Below are 24631 nucleotides of genomic sequence, written 5' to 3' on the forward strand. Positions count from 1 at the left end.
CGCACCAATAGGCAAACATCATGCAGCAGACACTAGAGCCATCGATCGAGTTCACCGTCGCCGTCGTAGAGGACGACGAGGATATTCGTATCAATGTGTGTCGATTTTTAACAAAGTCTGGCTTGCATGCCTGGGGCACGGATTCTGCAGAAGACTTCTACATAAAGCTACTGCGCGAGAAGGCAGATCTGGTCGTCGTCGACCTGGGCCTGCCCGGCGAGGACGGCCTGAGCCTGGTCAAGCGCCTGGCCGAGCAGGAGATTCCCGTCGTGGTGCTCACGGCACGCGGCGATCTGGACAGCCGCATCGCCGGCCTCAATGCCGGCGCCCTGCAGTACTTCGTCAAGCCCACCGACATGAACGAGCTGGTGGCTGGCATCCGCTCCCAGCTGCGCCGCAACACGGGCCAGCCGGCCCGGGCGGCGGCACCTTTCCTGACTTGGCGCCTTGACCCCCTTTCGGCCTGCATGGTCGCGCCCAACCACCAGATCATTGCCCTGACCAGTCGCGAGCTGGAATTGCTCGGCTGCCTGATGGCAACCCCCGGAACCATGGTGGCCAAGCAGACCTTGATCGAGACCATGGGCTATGCCGATGTGGATGACGGCTTCCACCGCATCGAATCGCAGCTGACGCGGCTGCGCCGCAAGACCCTGGATATCTCCGGGCTGGCCCTGCCGGTGAGGGCAGTGTTCGGCCGAGGGCTGGTGTTCGTGCCTTAGGCGCCTTTTTCTTCTCCATTTCAGCTTTTTGAACCGCAGCCGTCCGGGCATGCGGAAGGGATTCGTTCGCCCTTTTTTTTGCTGCAGAAGCGCTTGGGCGGCTTGGTGCTGGCTGCGTGCGCAGGCGGACGGCGTGGGCCGTCGGAGTTTTCAACCGTGATCAAACACACATGAAGAGAGGAATGGTATGGCGAGACAGAGTTTGCATATCCGGCCCGCAGGGCCGCGCATGAAGGCCTGGAGGCAGGCCAGAAGTCTGGTTGCAGCCGGCACCCTGGCAATGGTGGGTGCAGTTGCGCAGGCGGCATTTCTGAATGGGGACTTCGAGGCAGGGGACCTGACTGGCTGGACCCCCCAGGCCTGGACCAACAATGGCACCCAGGCCAATCCGAAACGCTTGAGCGAGTTGCGCCTGCAGCCACCTGGCACCAAGTCCCATCTGGTCGAAATCGCCAGCGGCTCGGAAAGCGCCGCAGACGAAGTCCTGTTCCGGGGTGACGCTGGCCAGTCCGCCCTCAAACTGACTTTGGCAGGCTCCCACTCTGCCCGTATCAACCTCAAGGCGAACAGTGCCACCCCAGCCAGCAACGTGATACCGCGGTCCAGCAAGGTCACGGGGGGACTCGCCGGCTGGACCCAGCAGGTCAATACGGCAAGTTCCATCACCCAGGAAGTGACGCTGACTGCAGATGACATCGACCAGGACGGCAAGATCCACATCCGATTTGTCGCGGCGCCCGTGCTTGAGTACGCCAGCAATCACGGAGGCGAGGATCGCCCCTACTTTGCCATCTCGCTGGTCAAGACCTATGACGCCCAGACCTCCACGGATCTGACGGGCTCGCCCCAGGAGTTGTTCTTCAAGTACCACTACGGCGGCGAGCCGGGAGCACCCTGGAAGACCTTTACCGACAAGGGCGGTGCAATCCAGAACTACACCGACCCTCAGGCCTACGATGTCGCACCCGGCAATGCCTACCTGCGGGTAGGCGACAAGGTCAGGCTGCAGGCCGTGGCCTCGGCCTGCAGTGCCGGTGGCCACGCAGGCCATCTGTACGTTGACAACTTCGGCACGACCCTGCCCAAGACACTGTGGATCAGCGCGTCCGGGCCTGTCAGCGCGCCCAAGGCGGACGGCACGGAGATCACCTACACCTATACCTATACGAACAACGGCAGCACCCCGGTGAACAACGTGAAGGTCACGCCCGCGATGCCCGTGGGCACGGATGCGGGCATCAGTCCGACCACGTTCGTGTCACTGGCCGGCGATGGCGGCGCTTGCACGGCCCCGGCCGTGGGCAGTTCAGACCCTGCCCAGTGCGACTTTGGGACCCTGGCACCCGGGCAGTCGGGCACGTTCACGATGACCGTGAAGGTTCCTGCGGGCACGCCGTCAGACCAGATCAACAACGGCAACTACACCATCGGAGGCGACCTGACCTCGACCCTGCTCGGTGCCATGGTGCAGACCCAATTGCTGGCTCCCGCGGCGAGCAGCGACATGGTGCCTGATGTCTCCGGACTCCCGCCCACCGCCGTGGTCGGCGTGCCCTACACCGGCAGCTTCTCCTGCAAGAACGATGGTGCAGCCAGCGCAGGCCAGGCCATCTGCGATGCCTCCGGCCTGCCCCCTGGCGTGACGGCAGGCCAATGCACGATAGACGGCGCGGCCTGGATGCAGCCCGGCGTGGTGCCTGCGGGCAAGACGGTGGTCTGCCAGGTCTCTGGTACACCGACGGGTCCAGGCGGCAGCTCGACGGTCACGGTGACCACGGGCGGCGACAACGACCTGACCCCGGGCAACAACACGACCACGTCGAACATCGCGGTCACCACAACGCCGGACATGCAGATCAATCTGAGCGGACTGCCCCCCACCTCGCCGCTGAACATTCCCTATAGCGGCAGCTTCACCTGCAGCAACCAGGGCCTGGCCAACGCCGTGAGCGGCACCTCCTGCGCCGTCACCGGCCTGCCGGCTGGCGTGACGCAAGGCGCATGCTCCATCAGCCCCGGCAATGCCGCGTGGGTGGCGGGCAATGCGGTGCCGGTGGGAGCCACGGTCACCTGTCAGGTGAGCGGTACGCCCACGGCCGCAGGTTCGTCCACGGTCACGGGCACCACGGGCGCAACGGATGATTCGAATGCGGCGAACAACACCGCGACCATGAATGTGTCCACCGTTGCAGTGCCCGACATGGGCGTCGATCTGAGCGGCCTGCCGACCGCGTTCACGGCCGGCACGCCCTACAGCGGCAGTTTTGTCTGCAAGAACCTGGGTTCGGTCGATGCATCGGCAGGCACCTCGTGCGCAGTCACGGGACTGCCCGCCGGTGTGAGCCAGGGAGCGTGCCGCATCAGCCCTGCCAATGCAGCCTGGTCGGCAGGTGATGCCGTACCTGCGGGCGCCAGCGTGACCTGCACGGTCAGCGGAACGCCCAGCTCCGTGGGAGCCGTGACACTGACGGGCAGCACCGGTGCGACCGGAGATGCCAACCCGGCCAACAACACGGCTTCCCGCGCAGTGGCAGGAGGCGTGTCGCCGGCCTCCATCCCCACGCTCTCCGAATGGGGCCTGATCCTGATGTCCGGCCTGATGGGCATCATGGGCTGGGGCATGGCGCGCCGCCGCCGCGCCAACCCGCTGTGACCGGCAGTCGGTCGTGACACAGGGCGCCCTTCGGGGCGCCTTTTTTTTCATCTGGGCGCGGCCGCAGCCAATTGACTTGCTCAATGTGTGATCGAATAAGGGTTTGTACCTAGCGATATCCCCATGATCGTCCGTGATCGCCCCGCCGGCCTCAGGCTGTTTCTGATTTTGCGGGGCTCGGTGCTCCAGCGTATCCAGGTCACGCTGCTCGTGAACATCGTGTTCGCCGCCATCATCACTCTGGTGCATGGCAACCTGTTCGACGTGAAGATCACGGTGACGCCCATCCCTTTCACGCTGATCGGCCTGCCGCTGGCCATCTTCCTGGGCTTTCGCAACAACACCGCCTATGACCGCTACTGGGAAGGCCGCAAGCTCTGGGGCGAGATGGTGATCTGCGCGCGCACGCTGGCGCGCCAGTGCCAGAGCCTGATCGTCATCGATGGCGATCCGGACCCGGCTCGGCGCAGCAGCGATGTGCGCGTGCGCATGGTGCACCGGGCGATCGCCTTTGCGCATCTGCTGCGGACTCAGTTGCGCGGGCTGCACGAGGATGTGGCCGCAGGCCGCTGGCTGGTGGACAAGGAATGGCGCCAGCTCCAGGGCCTGCCGCTGGAGCAGCGCTGCGACGCACTGATGATGTCCATGGGCCGCGATCTGGCGCAGTGCGTGCGCCGTGGCGAGATGGACCCCTGCCTGGCCGCGTCCATGGACAAGACCTTCACGCGCATGACGGCGGCAGCCGCCTCGTGCGAGCGCATTCGCAACACGCCCATGCCGTTCTCCTATGCGCTGCTGCTGCACCGCACGGCCTATATGTACTGCTTTCTGCTGCCGTTCGGCCTGGTGGACACGACCGGGTTCATGACGCCCTTTGTCGTGGCCATCGTGGCCTACACCTTCTATGGGCTCGACGCCCTTGGCGATGAACTCGAAGAGCCCTTTGGCCTGGAGAGCAACGACCTGCCGCTGGACACCATCTGCCGCTCCATCGAGATCAGCCTGGGCTGCACGCTGGGCGAGACGGATCTGCCGGCACCGCTCAGGCCGGAGGGCTACCGGCTGACCTGAGGCGGCGGGCAGACATGGGCAAAGGCCCATGAAAAAAGCCCCGCAGTTTTCTGCGGGGCCTGGTGCGGTGCGGCGCGGTGAGGTCAGGCCTCAGGCAAACACGCCTGCCGTGTCCTGCATCTTCGCGGAGACGATGCCCAGGTGATGCAAGGTGTCACCGCCCGTCATCTCCATCTGCGTCAGGCGCTTGAAGTAGTGGCTGCCCGCGTACTCGTCGGTCACGCCGATGCCGCCGTGCAGCTGCACCGACTGCTGGCCGACAAAACGCAGCGACTGGCCCAGCTGGACCTTGGCGCGCGCGATGGCCACGTGGCGCTCGGCATCGGCCGCGCTCATCTTGAGGCTGGCGTAATAGCTCATGGAGCGGGCCAGCTCCAGCTGCATCTTCATGTCGGCCACGCGGTGGCGCAGGGCCTGGAAGCTGGCGATCACCGTGTTGAACTGCTTGCGCTGGTTCATGTACTCGGTGGTGAGCTTCAGCGTCTGCTCCATGGCGCCCACGCCTTCGGCGCACAGCGCGGCGTTGGCGGCGTCCTGGGCCAGCGTGAGGGCGGCCAGGCCATCGGCCGTCACCAGCGTGGCGGGGGCCGCCTGGCAGCGCAGCTCGGCCGCGCGGCTGCCGTCCTGGGTACGGTAGCCCTGGGTGCTGACGCCGCTGGCGCTGCGTTCCACCAGGAAGAGGGCGATCTTGCCGTCCAACTGGGCCGGCACCAGAAAGGCGTCGGCCGCGTCGCCTGCGGGCACCACGCTCTTGGTGGCGTCCACCGTGTAGCCGCTGCCGCTCTTGCTGGCCTTGGCGGCACAGACATCGAGGCGGTAGCGGGCCTGGCGCTCCTGGTGTGCCAGCACGACCAGGGCCTCGCCGCTGGCCACGCGCGGCAGCCACTGGCCGGCCACGGAGGCGTCGGCGTGCTTGCCGAGCACGCCGGCGGCCACAAAGGCCTGCGCCAGCGGCTCCATCACCAGGCCGCGGCCCAATTCCTCCATCACCACCATCACGTCGGTGGCGCCCAGGCCCAGGCCGCCGTGCTCCTCGGGCACGGTCAAGGCCGTCAGGCCCAGTTCGGCGAGCTCGCCCCAGACCTCGCGCGAAAAACCGCCCGCCTCGACGATGGAGCGGCGGCGCTCGAAGGTATAGCCCTTGTCCACCCAGCGGCGCACGGCGTCGCGCAGTTGCTGCTGGTCATCCGAAAAATCAAAGTCCATTTTCTGTCTCCCGAAGCTGATCGAAGCGCGTCCGGCGCACTTCCGGGTTCAGCGAAACTCCAGCCAAAATCAGCCCAGCACCGTCTGAGCGACGATGTTTCTTTGCACCTCGTTGGAGCCGCCGTAGATCGTCGTCTTGCGCATGTTGAAGTACGTCGATGCCAGCGGCGCGTTGTCCACCACGCCGCCGGGGAAGTCGCCCTGCCAGCCGGCTTCCATGGCCTCTTCGATGAAGGGCAGGCTGAAGGGGCCGGCGGCCTGCATCATCAACTCGGAGTAGCGCTGCTGGATCTCGCTGCCCTTGATCTTGAGCAGGCCGGCGATGTCCAGCGGATTCTTGCCCGATTTCTCGGCCGACAGCACGCGCAGCACCAGCATTTCCAGCGCTACCACATCGACTTCGAGCTTGGCGATCTCATCGCGGAAACGCTGGTCCTCGTAGACGCCTTCGGCCTTGGCGATGCGCTTGAGGCGCTCCAGCTCGCGCTTGGCGCGGTTCACGTCGGCGATGTTGGTGCGCTCGTGGCTCAACAGGTGCTTGGCGTAGGTCCAGCCCTTGTTTTCCTCGCCGATAAGGTTCTCGGCCGGCACCTCGACGTTGTCGAAGAAGACCTCGTTGACCTCGCACTCGCCGTCCAGCAGCTTGATCGGGCGCACGGTCACGCCGGGGCTCTTCATGTCCACCAGCAGGAAGCTGATGCCGGTCTGGGGCTTGCCCTCGTTGCTGGTGCGCACCAGGCAGAAGATCCACTCGCCGTACTGGCCCAGCGTGGTCCAGGTCTTCTGGCCGTTGACGATGTACTTGTCGCCCACGCGCTCGGCACGGGTCTTGAGGCTGGCCAAGTCCGATCCCGAGCCCGGCTCCGAGTAGCCCTGGCTCCACCAGACCTCGCCGCTGGCAATGCCGGGCAGAAAGCGCTGCTGCTGCTCGGGCGAGCCGTAGGCCATGATCACGGGCGCCACCATCACGGGGCCGAAGGGAATGATGCGCGGGGCGCAGGCCAGGGCGCATTCCTCCTCGAACAGATGCTTTTGCACGGCACTCCAGCCGGGGCCGCCGAACTGCTTGGGCCAGCCGTAGCCCAGCCAGCCTTTCTTGCCAAGAATCTTGGCCCAGTTCTGCAGGTCGTCGCGCGTCAGGCGCAGCGAATGGCGCACCTTGTGCGCGATGTCCTGGGGCAGGTTGGCCCGCACCCAGGCGCGGACTTCCTCGCGAAAGGACTGTTCTTCAGGGGTAAATGCCAGGTCCATGGACTGTGTCTCCTTCAATCCCGGCTTTTGTAGCACGCACGTTCTTTTTTGGACTGTCCAGGGCGTGACAACCTATGGCAATCCCTGATGCAACAAGCCCCGGGCAGCGGGACCGTCCGGGGCTTGTCGCTGGGGCGGCCTGAGCGCAGGCGATCAGCTGGATTGGCCGGGCTCCTCCAGCCCCAACTGTGCATAGACATGCGCAAGACGTGCCTGCAATTGCTGTACCTGGGCTTCGAGATCGACCACGCGCTGGGCCAGGGCATCGCCGCGTGCGCCTGCTGCAGCGGGGGGCTGGGCCATGGCGTTCACGTCCACGGGGCCGCACAGCAGATGGGCCCAGCGCTGCTCGCGTGCGCCAGGCGCGCGTGGCAGCAGCACGACCAGCGGGCCGCCTTTTTCCTCGCTGCGTTCGCGCAGCTCTTCCAGGAAGGCTTCGACGGATGAGATGTCGGCGAAGCGGTGCCAGCGCTCGGAGTTGATGCGCAGCTCGCCCGCCGTCTGCGGGCCGCGCAGCATCAGCAGGGACAGCAGCACGGCACTCTGGTCGGGCACCCCCACGCCGCGCGGGAAGTTGTGCTCCCAGCGCGTGGCGCGCGCGCTGCTGATCTGTACGGACATGGTGCGCAGGCGCAGGCTGTCCAGCGCTTCCTGGGCCTCGCCTTCGCTGACTTCCATCACCGGATCACGGCTGCTTTTCTGGTTGCAGCCCGTGACCAGCGCGTTGAGCGTGAGCGGGTAGCTGTCGGGCACGGTGCGCGCCTTCTCCATCAGGGTGGCCAGCACGCGGGCTTCGACAGCGGTCAGGGGGGTGGAGCGGGGATCGAATGGCATGGGGGTCTGAACGGAAGAGGTGACAAGGCCCGGCAGGGCCATGGGCCTTGCCGGGGCTGGCGCAGGCCGCGCGGCCTGCGGTGCGACAATCGCCGCCCATGAAAAATATCGTGATCCTGATCTCGGGCGGCGGCTCGAACATGGCTGCCATTGTGCGTGCTTCGCAGCAACAGGACTGGGCGCGGCGTTACGGCGCCCGCGTGGCCGCCGTGGTCAGCAACAAGGCCGAGGCTTCGGGCCTTGTTTTCGCGCGCGAGCAAGGCATTGCCACCGAGGTGCTGGACCACCGCCCGTTCCCCAGCCGCGAGGCGTTTGACGCCGAGCTGGCCCAGGTGATCGACCGCCACGCGCCTTCGCTGATCGTGCTGGCCGGCTTCATGCGCATCCTCACGCCGGGCTTCGTGGCGCATTACGAGGGACGCATGATCAACATCCACCCCTCGCTGCTGCCCGCCTTCACGGGTCTGCACACGCACCAGCGGGCGATCGATGCAGGCTGTCGCTTTGCCGGCTGCACCGTGCACCGCGTTACGGCCGAGCTGGATGTGGGCCCCATCCTGGAGCAGGCCGTGGTGCCCGTGCTGCCCGGCGACACGGCCCAGACGCTGGCCGCGCGCGTGCTGGTGCAGGAGCACCTCATCTACCCGCGCGCCGTGGCGCAGTTGATGCGGGGCTAGGGTCTGCTCACAGGCCTTCGCTCTGAAAGGCCTGCTGCTCCGGCTCGGGGCAGCGTGCAAAGCGGGGCTGCTTCACGCCGTCGATGACCACGGTTTCATTGAACATGGCGGCAGGCCGCACCCACAGGCCGCGCTCGCCATAGAGCGCGCGATACAGCGTCATGGACTCGCGCGTCTCGCTGTGGCGCACGGTGGCAAGCACTTCGTAGAGGGCGCCCTTGTAGTGGCGGTACAGGCCCGGGGGCGTGGGGATCAGGGGTGGCAGGTCGTCGTCGGTCATGGTGCGCCATGGTAGCTGCGCCAGCCGGGGGCTGCTGCGGGTTCCGACCTGTGGCCCTCTCGGATTTGCAAGGCGGTGGGACAATTGCGCCCATGCATCCCAAACAGCTTCTCGACGCCTGCGCCGAACTGGTCAAGCGCACCCTGACTTTCGAACACCCGGCAGACGCCGTGGTGTCACGCTTTTTCCGTGAAAACCGCAACCTGGGCCCGCGCGAGCGTGCCGCGCTGGCCGAAACCGCCTACACCGTGCTGCGCAAGAAGCTGCTTTTTGAGAGCCTGGCACGTTCTGGCAGCGGCTCGCGCGAGCGCAGGCTGGCCATCCTGGGCTTTGCCCATAGCCAGGAAGCCCTGGCCCGCGTGGCCGGCAAGTCCGAGCAGGGCGTCAAGGAGGCGCTCGGCTTTGCGCGCGCAGCGCTGTCGCCCCAGGAACTGCAATGGCTGGACGCCTGCGATGCCGTGCGCCCCGATGAGCTGATGGAGCCGCACCGCCACAACCTGCCCGAGTGGCTGGTCGCGCCGCTCAAGCAGCAGCTGGGCGAAGATTTCTGGGCCTTTGCCCAGAGCATGGAACAGGCCGCACCGCTGGATCTGCGCGTCAATGCGCTCAATGCCAAGCGTGCCGATGTGCAAAAGGAACTGGCCGTTGCCGGCATCGCCGCCGAAGCCACGCCGTACTCGCCCTGGGGCCTGCGCGTGCAGGGCAAGCCTGCGCTGGCCCGGCTGGACGCCTTCACGCGCGGCGCCATCGAGGTGCAGGATGAAGGCTCCCAGCTGCTGGCGCTGATGCTGGACGCCAAGCGCGGCGAAATGGTGGTCGATTTCTGCGCCGGCGCAGGCGGCAAGACCCTGGCCATTGGCGCGTCCATGCGCAGCACGGGGCGCCTGTACGCCTTCGATGTGTCCGGCCACCGGCTCGAAGCCCTGAAGCCGCGCCTGGCGCGCTCGGGTCTGTCGAACGTGCACCCCGCGGCCATCGCCCATGAGCGCGACGACCGCGTCAAGCGTCTGGCCGGCAAGATCGACCGCGTGCTGGTCGATGCGCCCTGCTCGGGCCTGGGCACGTTGCGCCGCAATCCCGACCTCAAGTGGCGCCAGTCGGCCAAGGCCATCGAGGAGCTCACGCAAAAGCAGGCGGCCATCCTGGCCAGTGCAGCGCGTCTGGTCAAGCCGGGTGGGCGCCTGGTCTATGCCACCTGTTCGGTCCTGCCCCAGGAAAACGAAGCCATCGCCGAGGCCTTTGCAGCGGAGCACTCTGACTTCGTAGCCATGGATGCCGGCGAACTGCTGGCCCAGCTTAAGGTGGAGCAGGGCGATGCGCTGTGCAGCGGCGGCGAGACCGGCACGCAGTACCTGCGCCTGTGGCCGCAGCGCCATGAGACGGATGGCTTTTTCGCCGCCGTTTGGACCCGGAAGCCGTAACTTGCAGACGCAATAAGCTGTAAATCGCAGGAGATTGCCGAATGCCTTTGTAGGCGCATCGCCTAAAATTGAGGCATCGGTGCCACTGGGCGCCGCCTTGCCAAAGGCTTCGGTTATGTCGCTGGATTTCGGATCGGTTTGGAACCTCGCCGTGGATTGGATGGCCCATGGCCTGTGGCAGCTGTCGTGGTGGCAGCTGCTGCTGTACGCCCTGGTCACCACCCACATCACCATTGCGGGCGTCACCATCTTCCTGCACCGCTGCCAGGCCCACCGCTCGCTGGACCTGGGGCCGGTTCCTTCGCACTTCTTCCGGTTCTGGCTGTGGCTGGGCACGGGCATGGTCACCAGGGAGTGGGTGGCCATCCACCGCAAGCACCACGCCAAGTGCGAAACCGAGGACGACCCCCACAGCCCGCAGACACGCGGCCTGGACACCGTGATGCGCCAGGGTGCGGAGCTGTACCGCGAAGAGGCGGCGAACGCCGAGACACTCAGGAAGTTCGGCCACGGCACGCCCGACGACTGGATCGAGCGTCATCTCTACAGCCGGCATTCGATCTGGGGCCCTTCGCTGATGCTGATCATCAATGTGCTGCTGTTCGGCGCCATCGGATTGACGATCTGGGCCGTGCAGATGGCCTGGATTCCGTTCTGGGCTGCCGGCGTGGTCAACGGCCTGGGCCATTTCTGGGGCTACCGCAACTTCGAGGCCCAGGATGCCAGCACCAACCTCGTGCCCTGGGGCCTGATCATTGGCGGCGAGGAACTGCACAACAACCACCATACCTACCCGACCTCGGCGAAGTTCTCGGTCAAGCGCTATGAGTTCGACGTGGGCTGGGTCTACATCAGCGCCATGCAGAAGCTGGGCTGGGCCAAGGTCAAGAAGACGGCGCCGCGGCTGGTCATGGGCGCCGTCAAGCCCGTGGCCGACGAAAAGACGCTGGAGGCCGTGATCGCCAACCGCTACGAGGTCATGGCCCGCTATGCGCGCGGCGTGCGCGCCGCCGTGCAGATCGAGCTCGATGCGCTCAAGCAGCGCAAGGCCCGGCAGGCCGACCTGTCCCTGCTCAAGACGGCGCGCCGCTGGCTGCACCGCGATGCCGACAAGGTGCCCGCCCAGGCGCAGGGGCAACTGGCCCAGGCGCGCGCAGCCCACCCCGTGCTCGACCAGATGCTGGTCATGCGCGAGGAGCTGCGCCAGCTGTGGCTGAACACCTCGCTGTCGCGCGAGCAACTGACAGCCCATCTGCAGGCCTGGTGCCATCGCGCCGAGGCCAGCGGCATTGCCGCGCTCAAGGAGTTTTCCGTCAAGCTGCGCGCTGCCCACGCCTGAAGCCGCGAAGCCAGCCGGCAACCGACCATGCCCGGGGCCGCATCCCCTCTTCGGAGGCGATGCGGCTTTTTGCTGTGGGGCTCTGCCGCAGTTCCAGGCTTGCCATGGCCTGGGACAAGGAGCGGACCCGTATCTGCAGATCGGCGCCCGCACGCCAGCCCTGGCCCGGCTGCAGCCTGAGGGCCGGCGCGGGCACCCCATCCGCCCAGGCCTGTTGCGGGGCGGTGATTTCCAGCGGGCCGTGGCGGCAGAACAGTTCACTGCCCTCCAGCACATGCAGGTGAATATCGTTGCCGGGGGCAAGATGGCGCAGTTCGAAGGAGCGGGTGTCGGCGTTGTGCATGGTCTGTGTCCTGTGATTCCAGGCCCTCAAGCGTAGGCATGCGGCCTTCATCGGCACAGGCACAGCCCGCGGCTTGTTGCATCGCAGCAGTGCAGATGGCGGTGGATCTGTTCTGCTTTGTGGTCGATGGATCTGTATCTGTTGCGTAACAGCGTCTTGGGGCAAGATCGCGGGCAAGTCCTCTCGTCCCTGATTCGTTCTCCATCTGTTCCATGACCCTTGCAAGCGCCTCGCCGACCCTGTACCGCCGCCTGGCGGCCGACTACAGCCTGGCCATGGAACTGGGCACGCTCAAGGCGGGCGAGCGCATGCCTTCCGTGCGCGAGCTGATGCGCCGCCATGAGGTCAGCCTGTCCACGGCGCTGCAGACGCTGCGGCATCTGGAGGACCTGGGCCAGCTCGAAGCCCGCCCGCGCGTGGGCTACTTTGTGCGCGATGCCCGGCCTGCAGGCCTGGCCCCGGCCAGCGAGCCCGACCTGAGCCAGCCGGTGCAACCGCTGCCGCAGCCGCACTTCGCAGGCATCAATGAACACATTTCCCTGATGCTGGAGCGCGGCCGCCAGGCCGATGTGCGCGTGGACCTGGGCGGTGCCACGCCGCCGCCCGAACTGTTCGATCGCGGCTACCTGAACCAGGCCGCCGCCCGGCTGCTGCGCGAGCAGCCTGACCTGTTGGTACTGGGGCGCTCCATGATGGGCAGCCACCCTGATTTCCAGCGCGCCATGGCGCGGCGCGCGCTGGCGGCGGGCATCCATGTGGCACCGGCCGACGTGCTGGCGACCACGGGCAATTCCGAGGCCGTGAGCCTGGCGCTGGCCGCCGTGGCCTCGCCCGGCGACGTGGTGGCCGTGGAGTCGCCGACCTACTACGGCCTGCTGCAGGTGGTGGAGTCCTTGCAGATGCAGGCGCTGGAGATTCCCTGCAGCCCGCGCACCGGCCTGTCCATCGAGGCGCTGGAGCTGGCCCTGCAGACCCAGCCGCGCCTGAAGGCCGTGGTGGTCGTGCCCGAGCTGCAGATGCCGCTGGGTACGCGCATTCCCGATGAGCACAAGGCCAGGCTGGTCGATCTGTGCGGCGCCCACGGCGTGGCATTGATCGAGGACGACTCCTATGGACTGTTCGTGGAAAGCAGCCAGCCCGTGCGCCCCATCAAGGCCTGGGATCGCCTGCCGGGCCATGTCATCTATTGCGAGGCCTTCAACAAGAGCATGGCGCCGGGCCTGCGCCAGGGCTGGATGAACGCTGGCCAGTGGCATGGGCGGGTGCAGATGCTCAAGTTCGCGCGCAGCCGGGGCACCCAGACCCTGGCCCAGTTGCTGGCGGCCGCCTGCGTGGGCTCGCCCGCGCATCTGCGCAATCTGCAGCGCCTCAAGCAGCAGTTGCGGCGCCAGCGTGAAGGCATGGCGCAGCTGGTGGCGCGGTTTTTCCCGCTGGGCACGCGGCTGAGCCTGCCGCCCGGCGGGCTCAGCCTGTGGCTGGAGTTTCCGGCTGGCGTGTCCACGTCCGCGCTGTTCACGCAGGCGCTGGCGCGCGGCATCCGCACGGCGCCGGGCAGCATGTTCTCGAACTCGGGGCGCTACGAGCACTGCATGCGCCTGGGCTGCACCCTGCCGGTGGATGCCGTGATCGAGCAGGCCTGCCGCGAGCTGGGTGCCATGGCCTGTGCGCAGCTGGGTCAGCCGGCGCGCAGTGGGTGACAGGCGAAAAACAGACGAAAAACGGACGCAAAGCGGGCACAAAGCCAACACAAAGCGGACGCAAAAAAACCGCCGGGCTTGCGCCGGGCGGTTTTTTGTCGGTACCGGGAACAGGCTGAATTACTTCAGCTTGATTTCCTTGTACGTGACGTGCTTGCGAGCCTTGGGATCAAACTTCATGATCGCCATCTTCTCGGGCATTGTCTTCTTGTTCTTGGTCGTGGTGTAGAAGTGGCCGGTTCCTGCAGTGGATTCCAGCTTGATCTTTTCGCGTCCGCCTTTAGCAGCCATGGTGTTTCTCCTTGAGGGATTTAGGCTTGGCCACGGGCACGCAGGTCTGCGAGCACGGAGTCGATACCGTTCTTGTCGATCAGGCGCAGAGCAGCGCTGGAAACGCGCAGGCGCACCCAACGGTTTTCGCTCTCAACCCAGAAACGGCGGTATTGCAGGTTGGGCAGGAAACGACGCTTGGTCTTGTTGTTGGCGTGGGAAACGTTGTTTCCCACCATGGGCTTCTTGCCCGTTACTTCACATACGCGTGCCATGAGGACACTCCGATAGTTGTACAGCCGCCGACGCTGATGCCCTGCATTTGCTGCATGGCTTGCCGGCAACCTCACCTCGCCATAAAGGGTGGCGGTAACCCCATGCTGAAAGTGTCCTGGCCATGCAAGCAAGGCGCGCTTCAAATTCAGCAAAGCCACGGATTATAGCGTCTCCATGAGAAAAGCCCCTGGGCCAGCCAAACACGGCTGCAGCCAGGGGCTTTTGCCACCCTGCGGGAGAGCAGGGCGGGCGGGGTGGCGTCCTGCTTATTCCTGTTCGAGGAAGCGCTGGGCGTCCAGCGCGGCCATGCAGCCCGTGCCGGCGCTGGTGATGGCCTGGCGGTAGACATGGTCCTGCACGTCGCCGGCCGCGAACACGCCGGGCACGCTGGTCTGCGTGGCAAAGCCCTTGAGGCCGCCCTGGGTGATGATGTAGCCGGTCTCGTCCATCTCCAGGTGGCCCTTGAAGATCTCGGTATTGGGCGCATGGCCGATGGCGATGAAGCAGCCCTGCAGCTGGATATCCTCGGCATGGCCGTCCTGGGTGCTCTTGATGCGGATGCCGGTCACGCCGGACTGGTCGCCCAGCACCTCTTCGAGCACGAAGTGGGTCTTGAGCTCGATCTTGCCGGCCCGGACCTTGTCCATGAGCTTGTCCACGAGGATGGGCTCGGCCTTGAACTTGTCGCGGCGGTGCACCAGGGTGACCTTGCTGGCGATGTTGGACAGGTACAGGGCTTCCTCGACGGCCGTGTTGCCGCCGCCGACCACGCACACGGGCTGCTCACGGTAGAAGAAACCGTCGCAGGTGGCGCAGCCGGAGACGCCGCGGCCCATGAAGGCCTCTTCGGAGGGCAGGCCCAGGTACTTGGCCGAGGCGCCGGTGGCGATGATCAGGCTGTCGCAGGTATAGGTGCCGGAGTCGCCGGTCAGCGTGAAGGGGCGCTTGGAGAAATCGACGCTGTGGATGTGGTCGAACACCACCTGGGTCTTGAAGCGCTCTGCGTGCTCCAGAAAACGCTGCATCAGCTCGGGGCCCTGCACGCCGTTCACGTCTGCAGGCCAGTTGTCCACCTCGGTCGTCGTCATCAGCTGGCCGCCCTGGGCCATGCCGGTCACCAGCAGCGGGTTGAGGTTGGCGCGCGCGGCATAGATGGCGGCCGTGTAGCCGGCAGGGCCGGAGCCGAGGATCAGGACTTTGGCGTGTTGGGTAGAAGACATGGATGCAGTTCTTGAAAAAGGCGCACGCCGGCAGTCGGCGTGCAGAAAAAAGATACATCGGGAACAGCAATGGAGTATCGCTCCGCAGTCAGGTTCCCGTTGCCATATGGATCAATGGCCCGGATTGTCAAAAATGATCGACGTGGCGCCGTCATGCGGCGGTGTCATGCTCTGTTGCAAGTGCTTGCATTACGCTTGCGGGTCGCCCTGGCTGTTTTTGCGGCCAGTCCGAGGGGGCTGGGGTAAGCTCCCGCCTGCGTATGACTTACTCATTGAACGCTCTGAACGCTTCCACATCCGCCAAGGGCAAATCCAGGTCTGCGGCGCGCCCCGGCATGGTGGCGCGCTTCGGCCACGAAATGCTGCTGCTGGCCGGGCTGCTGGCCCTGGTGTTCTGGCTTGCCTCCATGCTCAGCTACTCGCCCCAGGATCCAGCGTGGTCCACCTCCGGGGCGGGACACGCGCGCCTGGTCGCCAACTGGATGGGCCGCGTCGGAGCCTGGCTGGCCGACGCCTGCTATTTCGGTTTCGGCATGTCGGTCTGGTGGCTGGTGCTGGCCTCGCTGCAGACCTGGCTGTCTTCCTTTGCGCGCTGGCTGCGCGGCGGCGTGCCGCGCGACGGTGTGCCACTGCCGCCCCTGTGGCGCCGGCGCCTGCGCTTTTGGGGCGGGCTGCTGCTGCTGCTGGGTGCGAGCTGCGCACTGGAGTGGACGCGCCTGTACCGCTTTGAGAGCGTGCTGCCCGGCCCGGCCGGCGGCGTCTTCGGCTACATGCTGGGGTACCACAGCCTGCAGTGGCTGGGCTTCATGGGCTCGGGCCTGATCGGCATCTGCGTGGCCGTGATCGGCCTGGCCATGGTGTTCCGTTTTTCCTGGGGTCATCTGGCCGAATCCATGGGCGCACGCCTGGACGGCTGGGTGCTCTTTCTTTTTGCGCGCCGTGAAAAGGCCCGGGACGAAGCCGCTGGCCGCCGCGCTGCGCGCGAGCGCGAGGAAGTGGTGCAGGAAGAGCGCACGGAAAGCGCCGTTCAGCATCCGCAGCCCGTGCAGATCATCGAACCCGTGCTCCAGGAGGCAGCGCTACCCAGCGTGCGCGTGGTCAAGGAGCGCCAGAAGCCCCTGTTCTCCGAACTGCCCGACAGCAAGCTGCCCCAGGTGGATCTGCTCGATGCGGCGCAGCAGCGCCAGGAAAGCGTCTCGCCCGAAACGCTGGAGATGACCAGCCGGCTGATCGAAAAGCGCCTCAAGGACTTTGGTGTCGATGTGCATGTGGTCGCCGCCATGCCCGGCCCCGTGATCACGCGCTACGAGATCGAGCCGGCCACGGGCGTCAAGGGCTCGCAGATCGTGAACCTGGCCAAGGATCTGGCGCGCTCGCTGTCCCTGGTGTCCATTCGCGTGATCGAGACGATTCCCGGCAAGAATTTCATGGCGCTGGAGCTGCCCAATGCCAAGCGCCAGTCCATCCGCCTGTCCGAGGTGCTGGGCTCGCAGGTCTACCACGACGCCAAGAGCATGCTGACCATGGGCCTGGGCAAGGACATCGTGGGCAATCCGGTCGTGGCCGATCTGGCCAAGATGCCGCACGTGCTGGTGGCCGGCACCACGGGTTCGGGCAAGTCGGTGGGGATCAACGCCATGATCCTGTCGCTGCTGTACAAGGCCGAGGCCCGTGATGTGCGCCTGCTGATGATCGACCCCAAGATGCTGGAAATGTCGGTCTACGAAGGCATTCCGCATCTGCTGTGCCCCGTGGTCACCGACATGAAGCAGGCCGCCAATGGCCTGAACTGGTGCGTGGCCGAGATGGAGCGCCGCTACAAGCTCATGAGCAAGCTGGGCGTGCGCAATCTGGCGGGCTACAACACCAAGATCGACGAGGCCAAGGCGCGCGAGGAATCCATTCCCAACCCCTTCAGCCTCACGCCCGAGGAGCCGGAGCCGCTGCAGCGCCTGCCGCACATCGTCATCGTCATCGACGAGCTGGCCGACCTGATGATGGTGGTCGGCAAGAAGATCGAGGAGCTGATCGCTCGCCTGGCCCAGAAGGCCCGCGCGGCCGGCATCCACCTGATCCTGGCCACCCAGCGCCCCAGCGTGGACGTGATCACCGGCCTGATCAAGGCCAACATCCCCACGCGCATCGCCTTCCAGGTCAGCAGCAAGATCGACAGCCGCACCGTGCTTGACCAGATGGGCGCCGAATCCCTGCTGGGCATGGGCGACATGCTCTACATGGCCAGCGGCACGGGCCTGCCCGTGCGCGTGCACGGCGCCTTCGTGTCGGACGAGGAAGTGCACCGCGTGGTGGGCTACCTCAAGGAGCAGGGCGAGGCCGACTACATCGAAGGCGTGCTCGAAGGCGGCACGGCCGAGGGCGACAGCGAGTTCGGCTCGGAGTCCGGCGATGGCGGCAACGGCGAGAAGGACCCCATGTACGACCAGGCCGTGGAAGTGGTCCTCAAGGACCGCAAGGCCAGCATCTCGTATGTGCAGCGCAAGCTCAGGATTGGTTACAACCGCTCGGCGCGCCTGCTGGAAGATATGGAAAAGGCGGGCCTCGTCAGCGGTCTCACGGCCAGCGGGCAGCGCGAAGTGCTGGTGCCCGCGCGCGCCGGGGAATGAGCCCGCTTCCCCGCAATCATGGAGAAAGAATGAAACGTCTGTTGACTGCAGTTGTGATCGCGGCAAGCGCGACGGCCTCGTGGGCCGATGGCCTCAAGAGCCTGGAAGCATTCATGAAGAATTCCCAGGCCGGCCGCGCCGAATTCACCCAGGCCGTCACGGCCCCGTCCAAGGATGGCCAGCCGCCGCGCACCAAGAACTCCAGCGGCCAGTTCGAATTCCAGCGTCCCGGCAAGTTCAGGTTCGTCTACACCAAGCCGTTCGAGCAGACCATCGTCGCCGACGGCAAGACGCTGTGGCTCTATGACGCCGACCTCAACCAGGTCACGCAGCGCCCCCAGGCCCAGGCCCTGGGCAGCACGCCGGCCGCCATCCTGGCGTCGGCCAACGATCTCAAGGCGTTGAGTGCCGACTTCGATCTGCAATCCGCGCCCGAGCAGGATGGCCTGCAATGGGTCCAGGCCAGCCCCAAGGACAAGAACGGCCAGCTCAAGAGCGTGCGCGTGGGCTTTGCGGCCGATGGCCAGCTTTCGGCGCTGGACATCCTGGACAGCTTTGGCCAGCGTTCGCTGATCCGCTTCAGCCAGCTGCAGACCCAGGCGTCCCTGCCGGCCTCGACTTTCGATTTCAAGGTGCCAGCGGGCGCCGACGTGCTCAAGCAGTAAGCCGCGCTGCTGCGCGGGGCAACCCTTCAGGCCGGTCACAGCTGCAGTGCGCAGTTTGTGAGGTTTTGTAATGGTTTTGCCTAATATCGTCGAGACAATGGCGGCCTGCGGCCAGCGATTGTTTCGACGTCCCTCCGAGGACATGCTGGCCGGCTCTCGCATGCCTTTATGAACCTCAGTCGCAAGTTGCCGCTCGCCATTGCCATGGCGCTGCTATTTACCCTCGCTGCCGGATTCTTCGGACTCTGGTCGGCCCATCGATCCCTAGGCGTCTTTCACGGCGATGTCCAGCGCCACATGGCGGCGGAACGCCTTGCCGCCGAGGTGGAAGGCCACTTCAAAACCCAGGTCCAGGAATGGAAGAACGTGCTGCTGCGCGGCTCGGACAACGCGCTGCGCGAGCAGCACTGGAAGGGCTTTCTGGCCGATGAGCGCGCCGTGCAGGACAAGACCGCGGCCTTGCTGGCCCTGGTGGACGATGCCTCCCTGCGCGAGATTGCCCAGGGCTTTGTGGCGCAGCACCGCAAGATGGCCGAAGGCTACCGCGTGGGGCTGGACAAATTCGAGGCCACGGGCTTCGACCCCTCCGTGGGCGACATGGCCGTGCGCGGCGTGGACCGCGAGCCGGCCGAGCTGCTTTCCCAGCTCAAGGCCGGCATTGCGGCGCAGAGCAAGGCGGTGGCCGACGATGCCTACAGCAGCGGCAAGCACGCCACGGAGCTGAGCCTGGTGCTGATGCTGGTGGCGGCCGTGGCCGGCGTGGCCATTGGCTGGCTCATCACACGTGCCGTGGTGGCACCGCTGCGCAGCGCGGTCCAACTGGCCGAGAAGGTGGCCCAGGGCCATCTGACCAATGCCATAGCGAGCGGCGGGCCAGACGAACTGGGCCAGCTGCTGCGGGCGCTGGGCGCCATGCAGGAGCAGCTGCGCAGCATCGTCGTGGAAGTGCGCGGCAATGCGGAGCAGGTGGCATCCGCCAGCTCGCAGATCGCGGCCGGCAACAGCGACCTGGCCCAGCGCACCGAGCAGCAGGCATCGGCCCTGCAGATGACGGCGTCGTCCATGGACCAGCTCGACTCCACCGTGCGCGGCAATGCCGATCACGCAGAGAAGGCCAACCTGCTGGCTTCGTCCGCCAGCGACATCGCCACGCGCGGTGGCGATGCCATCTCGGCCGTCGTGGGCACCATGCGCAGCATCCAGGATGCGTCCGAGCGCGTGGTCAGCATCATCGAGGTGATCGACGGCATCGCGTTCCAGACCAATATTCTTGCGCTCAATGCGGCCGTGGAGGCCGCGCGGGCCGGCGAACAGGGCCGGGGCTTTGCCGTGGTCGCCGCCGAGGTCCGCACGCTGGCCCAGCGCAGCTCGGGCGCTGCGCGGGAAATCCGTGACCTGATCCAGGCCAACGCCCAGCGCGTGGCCCTGGGGGCCGAGGAGGTGGACAGCGCGGGTGCGACCATGGCCTCGGTGCAGGAGGTGATTGCGAAGGTCTCGCGCATGATCGGCGCCATCAGCCACTCCAGCGGCGAACAGAGCGCTGGCGTGAGCCACGTCAACAGCGCCATCGTCCGCATCGAGGAGGGGACCCAGCAGAACGCCGCGCTGGTGGAGCAGACCAGTTCGGCCGCCGAGAGCCTGCGCAAGCAGGCCCATCAGCTGGTCGAACTCATGGCGCGTTTCAGGACGGCCTGAACGCGGTGGCCGGGGCCGGGCGCAGCCGGTCGTGGAGCGCCGCCAGCACCAGGGTGGCTGCCACGGGCAGGGCCCAGCCCATGCCGTTGCCCGGCAGGCTGTTCAGGAAGGCCGGCAGCCAGTCCTGCCAGCCGGCCGCCTTGGCGGCATCGACAAGACCGAACACCAGCGCCACGGCCAGCACCGGCGCGAACACGCGCTGCGCATTGCGCCACAGGCCTGACAGCAGGCTCAACACCACCAGGGCGATGGCCAGCGGATAAATGCCCACCAGCACGGGGCCGGACAGGGCGATCAGCTGGGCCAGGCCCTGGTTGGACACCAGGATGCACGCCAGGCCAATGGCCACCACCACCGCGCGGTAGGGCAGGCGCAGCATCTCGCTGAAGTAGGCGCCACAGGCGCTGACCAGGCCCACGGCCGTGGTCAGGCAGGCCAGGGAAATCACCACGGCCAGCAGCAGGCTGCCGATGGGGCCGAAGGTGTGATCCACATAGCGCGTGAGGATGAGCACGCCGGTCTGCGCCTGCGGGGCGATGGACTGGCTGGTGGCGCCCAGATGGATCAGCGACAGATACACCAGGCCCAGGCCCACGGCCGCGATCACGCCCGCGATGATGGCGTAGCGCGTCTGCAGCCCGGTGTGGGAGATGCCCCGGTCCCGGATGGCGTTGACGATGACGATGCCGAAGGCCAGGGCGCCCAGCGCGTCCATGGTCTGGTAGCCCTCCAGAAACCCTTCGGTCAGGGGCGCGACCAGGTAGTCGCCGCTGGCGCTGGTGGCGGCACCGGCCGGCAGCAGCACGGCGGCGGCACCCAGCACCACCAGGGCCAGGATCAGCACGGGCGTGATCAGCTTGCCGATGGTGTCGATCAGCTTGCCGGGGAACAGGGACAGGCCCATGACCAGCACAAAGTACACCGCCGAGTAGATGAACAGCGCAGTGCTGCTGTGGCCCACGAAGGGCGCAAAGCCCATCTCGAACGACACGGTGGCCGTGCGCGGCGTGGCAAACAGCGGGCCGAGGATGAGATAGATCAGCAGGCCCAGCACCATGCCGGCCTTGCGGCCCACGGGCGAGGTCAGCGCATCGAGCCCGCCGCCCACGCGCGCCAGCGCCACCACGGTGAGCAACGGCAGGCCCACGCCCGTGAGCAGAAAGCCCGTGGCCGCAGCGGCCGCGTGCTCGCCGGCGCCCTGGCCGACCATGGGCGGAAAGATGATGTTGCCCGCGCCGAGGAACAGCGCAAAGGTCATGAAGCCTAGGGCGATAAGGTCCCGGGTCTTGAGTGTTTGCATGGATGTAGAAATGAAAAGGTCCCGCCTTGCCGCATGGCAGGCAGTTCCGGAAACGGTGGGAGGCGCGGAGCGATGGGGCAGCAATGGCGCAGGCCCTATGGCCGCGCATGCCGCGCGGCCGGCTCCGCAAAGGGCAGCATTTTAGGGCGGCGGCCCGAAGCGGGTGAAAAATGTCAGTGATTGCTCTTTATGAGATGCATGCAAACCATTCATGTCATGTGAGTGACATGCCTGCAGGCGATGGCCAGGCTCCCGGCTGGCGATCCATGGCTTCATCCCCCGCGGCCAGGTACAGGCATCAGGGGCCGGCGCACCCGCTGCCGCCATGGCGTGGACAATGGCGTCATGGTTTTGCAACTGCATCTGTTCCCCTCGGCAGCGAATCCGGCACATGGGCTGCCGAACGCCTTCTGCGCGGCGCTGCCTGCGACGGAGCTGGCCCATGGCTGATCTGTTCACCCAGGAGCCCTCCGCACCACTGGCCGAAGCCCTGCGGCCCAAGACCCTGGACGAGGTCGTGGGCCAGTCCCATCTGCTGGGCGAGGGCAAGCCGCTGCGCCTGGCCTTCCAGTCAGGCAAGCCGCATTCCATGATCTTCTGGGGGCCGCCCGGCGTGGGCAAGACCACGCTGGCACGGCTCACGGCCACGGCCTTCAAGTGCGAGTTCATTGCGCTGTCGGCGGTGTTCTCCGGGGTCAAGGACATCCGCGCGGCCATGGAGCAGGCGCAGCAGAACCTGGCCATGGGCCGGCACACCATCCTCTTCGTGGACGAGATCCACCGCTTCAACAAGTCCCAGCAGGATGCGCTGCTGCCCTATGCGGAAAGCGGGCTGGTCACCTTCATCGGTGCCACCACGGAGAACCCTTCCTTCGAGGTGAACTCGGCCCTGCTGTCGCGTGCGCAGGTCTATGTGCTGCAATCCCTGACCGACGATGAACTCCGGCAACTGCTGCTGCGGGCGCAGGAAAAGGCCCTGGGCGGGCTGGAGTTCGACGACCTGGCGCGGGACACCATCGTCGGCTATGCCGATGGCGATGCCCGGCGGTTCCTGAACCTGCTGGAGCAATGCCAGACGGCGGCCGGTGCTGCGGGCGTCACGCGGATCGATGCCGAGTTCGTGCAGAACGCGCTGACCTTGAATGCCAGGCGCTTCGACAAGGGCGGCGACAACTTCTACGACCAGATCTCTGCCCTGCACAAGTCCGTGCGCGGCTCCCATCCGGATGCTGCGCTCTACTGGCTCACGCGCATGCTCGATGGCGGCGCCGATGCGCGCTACCTGTCGCGGCGCATCGTGCGCATGGCCTGGGAGGATATCGGCCTGGCCGATCCGCGTGCCATGCAGATCGCCAACGACGCAGCCCTGACCTATGAGCGCCTGGGCAGCCCCGAGGGCGAGCTGGCGCTGGGCCAGGCCGTCATCTACCTGGCCATGGCCGCCAAGAGCAACGCCGGCTACAACGCCTACAACAAGGCCCGGGCCTTCGTGAAGCAGGACAGGAGCCGCGAGGTGCCCGTGCACCTGCGCAACGCTCCCACCAAGCTCATGAAGGAGCTGGGCTACGGCCATGAATACCGTTACGCGCACGATGAGCCCAACGCCTACGCGGCCGGCGAGACCTATCTGCCCGAAGGCATTGCGGAGCCGGGCTGGTACCAGCCCGTGCCCCGGGGCCTGGAGATCAAGATCGGCGAGAAGCTGGCCGTGCTGCGCAAGTGGGACGAAGAGGCTGGCGGCGCATAGCCGAAGCCGGTGAGGGCAGGCCGGTGCCGGGGCTAGGCGCCCGGGCCGGGCTCCACCGCCACGTCCCGCGCGTGCAGGGGGGCGTGGCACTCCGAGCAGACGACCAGGGGGTCGAACGTGTGGCCGCACACCGTATGCCGGTGCAGCAAGGGCCGGCCTTCCTCGCCGGACATGTGTACATCGCCCCAGTGCACGATGGCCATGACCACGGGATGCAGGTCCAGCCCCTTGGGCGTGAGGCGGTACTCGTGCCGTACCGGCGCCTCCTGGTAGGCCACCTTCTTGAGCACGCCTGCCTCGACCAGCCTGGCCAGCCTGTCCGACAGCATGGGGCGTGAAATGCCCAGGCGCCCCAGGAATTCATCAAAACGGCGTACGCCCAGAAAGCAGTCGCGCAGCACCAGCAGTGTCCAGCGGTCGCCGATGACCGAGACCGTGCGTGCGATGGAGCAGCGCTCCTCTTCCAGTTCGTTCCATTTCATTGGGCAGTTCCCCGCTTGACGAGTTCAGATTTTAAACCTACCGTGAATAAAGTTCAAAAAATGAACTGACTTCTTCATCCACGGAGATTCCATGACCGACAAGAAAGCCATCCTCGTCATCGGTGCCGGTGACGCCACGGGCGGTGCCATCGCCCGGCGTTTTGCGCGCGAAGGCTATATCGCCTGCGTCACGCGCCGCGACGCGGACAAGCTCCAGCCCCTGGTCGAACAGATCCGCGCCGCCGGTGGCCAGGCCCATGGTTTTGGCAGTGACGCGCGCAAGGAAGAGGAAATGGTGGCCCTGGTGCAGAAGATCGAGGCCGAGATCGCACCCATCGAGGTCGCCGTCTTCAACATCGGCGCCAACGTGCGCTTCGGCATCACCGAAACCACGGCGCGCGTCTACTTCAAGGTCTGGGAGATGGCCTGCTTCGCCGGCTTCCTGATGGGGCGGGAGGCGGCCAGGGTGATGCTGCCGCGCGGCCGGGGCACCATCATCTTCACGGGCGCCACCGCCAGCCTGCGCGGGCGCGAGGGCTTTGCGGCGTTTGCCGGCGCCAAGCACGGCCTGCGTGCGCTGGCCCAGAGCATGGCGCGCGAGCTCTGGCCCAAGGGCATCCATGTGGCCCACCCCGTGATCGACGGCGCCATCGACACGGAGTTCATCCGGAGCAACTTTCCCGAGCGCTATGCCCTCAAGCAGCAGGACGGCATCCTCAATCCCGACCACATCGCCGACCTCTACTGGCAACTGCACCAGCAGCCGCGCGATGCCTGGACGCATGAAACCGAAATCCGCCCCTGGATGGAGTCCTGGTAGGCCCTTCAGCCATTTGCGTCCCTTCAGCCCCTTCGCTT

22 protein-coding genes are annotated in these 24631 nt (G+C 66.3%); 12 read left to right on the top strand and 10 right to left on the bottom strand.

The features are described from left to right. Nucleotides 1-20 precede the first annotated feature (20 nt). From IB269_RS00730 to IB269_RS00740, 3 genes are all read left to right on the top strand, one after another. On the top strand, nt 21-722 hold the full coding sequence (locus tag IB269_RS00730; protein WP_013800907.1) for a response regulator transcription factor: 702 nt from the start codon (nt 21-23) through the stop codon (nt 720-722). Nucleotides 723-1119: 397 nt separating this feature from the next. Then, a complete protein-coding gene (locus IB269_RS00735) occupies nt 1120-3375 on the top strand; it encodes an IPTL-CTERM sorting domain-containing protein (RefSeq protein WP_225613932.1) in 2256 nt (751 codons plus the stop codon). Nucleotides 3376-3498: 123 nt separating this feature from the next. Further along, nucleotides 3499-4446 (top strand): bestrophin family protein, encoded by a 948-nt coding sequence (locus tag IB269_RS00740; protein ID WP_012207174.1) that lies wholly within the window; start codon nt 3499-3501, stop codon nt 4444-4446. 90 nt (nt 4447-4536) lie between these two features. Here the strand turns inward: IB269_RS00740 and IB269_RS00745 are convergent, their stop codons facing one another. From IB269_RS00745 to IB269_RS00755, 3 genes are all read right to left on the bottom strand, one after another. Further along, complete coding sequence (locus tag IB269_RS00745; RefSeq protein WP_065345595.1) at nt 4537-5652, bottom strand: acyl-CoA dehydrogenase family protein; 1116 nt, start codon at nt 5650-5652, stop codon at nt 4537-4539. 69 nt (nt 5653-5721) lie between these two features. Then, nucleotides 5722-6903: an acyl-CoA dehydrogenase family protein gene (locus IB269_RS00750; RefSeq protein ID WP_096913863.1), complete on the bottom strand. Its 1182-nt coding sequence runs from the start codon at nt 6901-6903 to the stop codon at nt 5722-5724. 153 nt (nt 6904-7056) lie between these two features. Next, nucleotides 7057-7737 carry a YceH family protein gene (locus IB269_RS00755; RefSeq protein ID WP_043796599.1) on the bottom strand — a complete coding sequence of 227 codons (681 nt, stop codon included), beginning with the start codon at nt 7735-7737 and terminating at the stop codon, nt 7057-7059. A gap of 98 nt (nt 7738-7835) precedes the next feature. Between IB269_RS00755 and purN the strand changes: the two genes are divergently transcribed. After that, nucleotides 7836-8414 carry a phosphoribosylglycinamide formyltransferase gene (gene purN, locus IB269_RS00760; protein WP_192366224.1) on the top strand — a complete coding sequence of 193 codons (579 nt, stop codon included), beginning with the start codon at nt 7836-7838 and terminating at the stop codon, nt 8412-8414. A 7-nt stretch (nt 8415-8421) separates the two neighbouring features. Here purN and IB269_RS00765 read toward each other — a convergent pair whose 3' ends face one another. Then, a complete protein-coding gene (locus IB269_RS00765; protein ID WP_192366225.1) occupies nt 8422-8694 on the bottom strand; it encodes a DUF1653 domain-containing protein in 273 nt (90 codons plus the stop codon). Nucleotides 8695-8786: 92 nt separating this feature from the next. Here IB269_RS00765 and IB269_RS00770 point away from each other — a divergent pair, with 92 nt between their 5' ends. Both IB269_RS00770 and IB269_RS00775 read left to right on the top strand, forming a co-directional pair. Further along, nucleotides 8787-10115, top strand: a complete 1329-nt coding sequence (locus tag IB269_RS00770; protein WP_192366226.1) for an RsmB/NOP family class I SAM-dependent RNA methyltransferase — start codon at nt 8787-8789, stop codon at nt 10113-10115. A gap of 115 nt (nt 10116-10230) precedes the next feature. Next, a complete protein-coding gene (locus tag IB269_RS00775; protein ID WP_043825050.1) occupies nt 10231-11454 on the top strand; it encodes a fatty acid desaturase in 1224 nt (407 codons plus the stop codon). On the opposite strand, the gene IB269_RS00780 is transcribed toward IB269_RS00775, so the two are convergent. Next, a complete protein-coding gene (locus IB269_RS00780; protein WP_192366227.1) occupies nt 11429-11797 on the bottom strand; it encodes a hypothetical protein in 369 nt (122 codons plus the stop codon). The genes IB269_RS00775 and IB269_RS00780 overlap by 26 nt on opposite strands. Before the next feature lie 212 nt (nt 11798-12009). Here IB269_RS00780 and IB269_RS00785 point away from each other — a divergent pair, with 212 nt between their 5' ends. Continuing rightward, a complete protein-coding gene (locus IB269_RS00785) occupies nt 12010-13494 on the top strand; it encodes a PLP-dependent aminotransferase family protein (protein WP_012207165.1) in 1485 nt (494 codons plus the stop codon). Nucleotides 13495-13614: 120 nt separating this feature from the next. Here the strand turns inward: IB269_RS00785 and rpmG are convergent, their stop codons facing one another. The 3 genes from rpmG to trxB form a co-directional block, all read right to left on the bottom strand. Further along, on the bottom strand, nt 13615-13785 hold the full coding sequence (gene rpmG / locus IB269_RS00790; protein ID WP_012207164.1) for a 50S ribosomal protein L33: 171 nt from the start codon (nt 13783-13785) through the stop codon (nt 13615-13617). Nucleotides 13786-13805: 20 nt separating this feature from the next. Next, a complete protein-coding gene (gene rpmB / locus IB269_RS00795; protein ID WP_012207163.1) occupies nt 13806-14039 on the bottom strand; it encodes a 50S ribosomal protein L28 in 234 nt (77 codons plus the stop codon). Between the two features lie 267 nt (nt 14040-14306). Then, a complete protein-coding gene (trxB, locus tag IB269_RS00800; protein WP_034396780.1) occupies nt 14307-15260 on the bottom strand; it encodes a thioredoxin-disulfide reductase in 954 nt (317 codons plus the stop codon). 260 nt (nt 15261-15520) lie between these two features. Here trxB and IB269_RS00805 point away from each other — a divergent pair, with 260 nt between their 5' ends. The 3 genes from IB269_RS00805 (at nt 15521) to IB269_RS00815 (ending at nt 20244) form a co-directional block, all read left to right on the top strand. Next, the gene (locus IB269_RS00805) at nt 15521-17884 is read left to right on the top strand and encodes a DNA translocase FtsK (RefSeq protein ID WP_100566215.1); all 2364 of its coding nucleotides are present in this window, start codon (nt 15521-15523) and stop codon (nt 17882-17884) included. Nucleotides 17885-17913: 29 nt separating this feature from the next. Continuing rightward, a complete protein-coding gene (lolA, locus tag IB269_RS00810; RefSeq protein ID WP_043825056.1) occupies nt 17914-18549 on the top strand; it encodes an outer membrane lipoprotein chaperone LolA in 636 nt (211 codons plus the stop codon). A 168-nt stretch (nt 18550-18717) separates the two neighbouring features. After that, nucleotides 18718-20244 carry a methyl-accepting chemotaxis protein gene (locus IB269_RS00815; protein WP_013800918.1) on the top strand — a complete coding sequence of 509 codons (1527 nt, stop codon included), beginning with the start codon at nt 18718-18720 and terminating at the stop codon, nt 20242-20244. Here the strand turns inward: IB269_RS00815 and brnQ are convergent. After that, a complete protein-coding gene (gene brnQ / locus IB269_RS00820) occupies nt 20231-21544 on the bottom strand; it encodes a branched-chain amino acid transport system II carrier protein (RefSeq protein ID WP_013800919.1) in 1314 nt (437 codons plus the stop codon). The two genes, IB269_RS00815 and brnQ, sit on opposite strands and share 14 nt — an antisense overlap. A 442-nt stretch (nt 21545-21986) precedes the next feature. Here brnQ and IB269_RS00825 point away from each other — a divergent pair, with 442 nt between their 5' ends. Beyond that, entirely contained in the window at nt 21987-23291 is a 1305-nt protein-coding gene (locus IB269_RS00825; RefSeq protein ID WP_012207157.1) for a replication-associated recombination protein A, read from the top strand. 32 nt (nt 23292-23323) lie between these two features. Here IB269_RS00825 and IB269_RS00830 read toward each other — a convergent pair whose 3' ends face one another. Continuing rightward, nucleotides 23324-23773 (bottom strand): winged helix-turn-helix transcriptional regulator, encoded by a 450-nt coding sequence (locus IB269_RS00830; RefSeq protein WP_043825062.1) that lies wholly within the window; start codon nt 23771-23773, stop codon nt 23324-23326. Between the two features lie 91 nt (nt 23774-23864). On the opposite strand from IB269_RS00830, the gene IB269_RS00835 reads away from it, so the two are divergent. After that, nucleotides 23865-24593: an SDR family oxidoreductase gene (locus IB269_RS00835; RefSeq protein ID WP_013800921.1), complete on the top strand. Its 729-nt coding sequence runs from the start codon at nt 23865-23867 to the stop codon at nt 24591-24593. Nucleotides 24594-24631: the final 38 nt, after the last annotated feature.

Origin of the sequence: Delftia sp. DLF01 (assembly GCF_014852125.1) — a bacterium.
Lineage (GTDB): Bacteria > Pseudomonadota > Gammaproteobacteria > Burkholderiales > Burkholderiaceae_C > Comamonas > Comamonas acidovorans.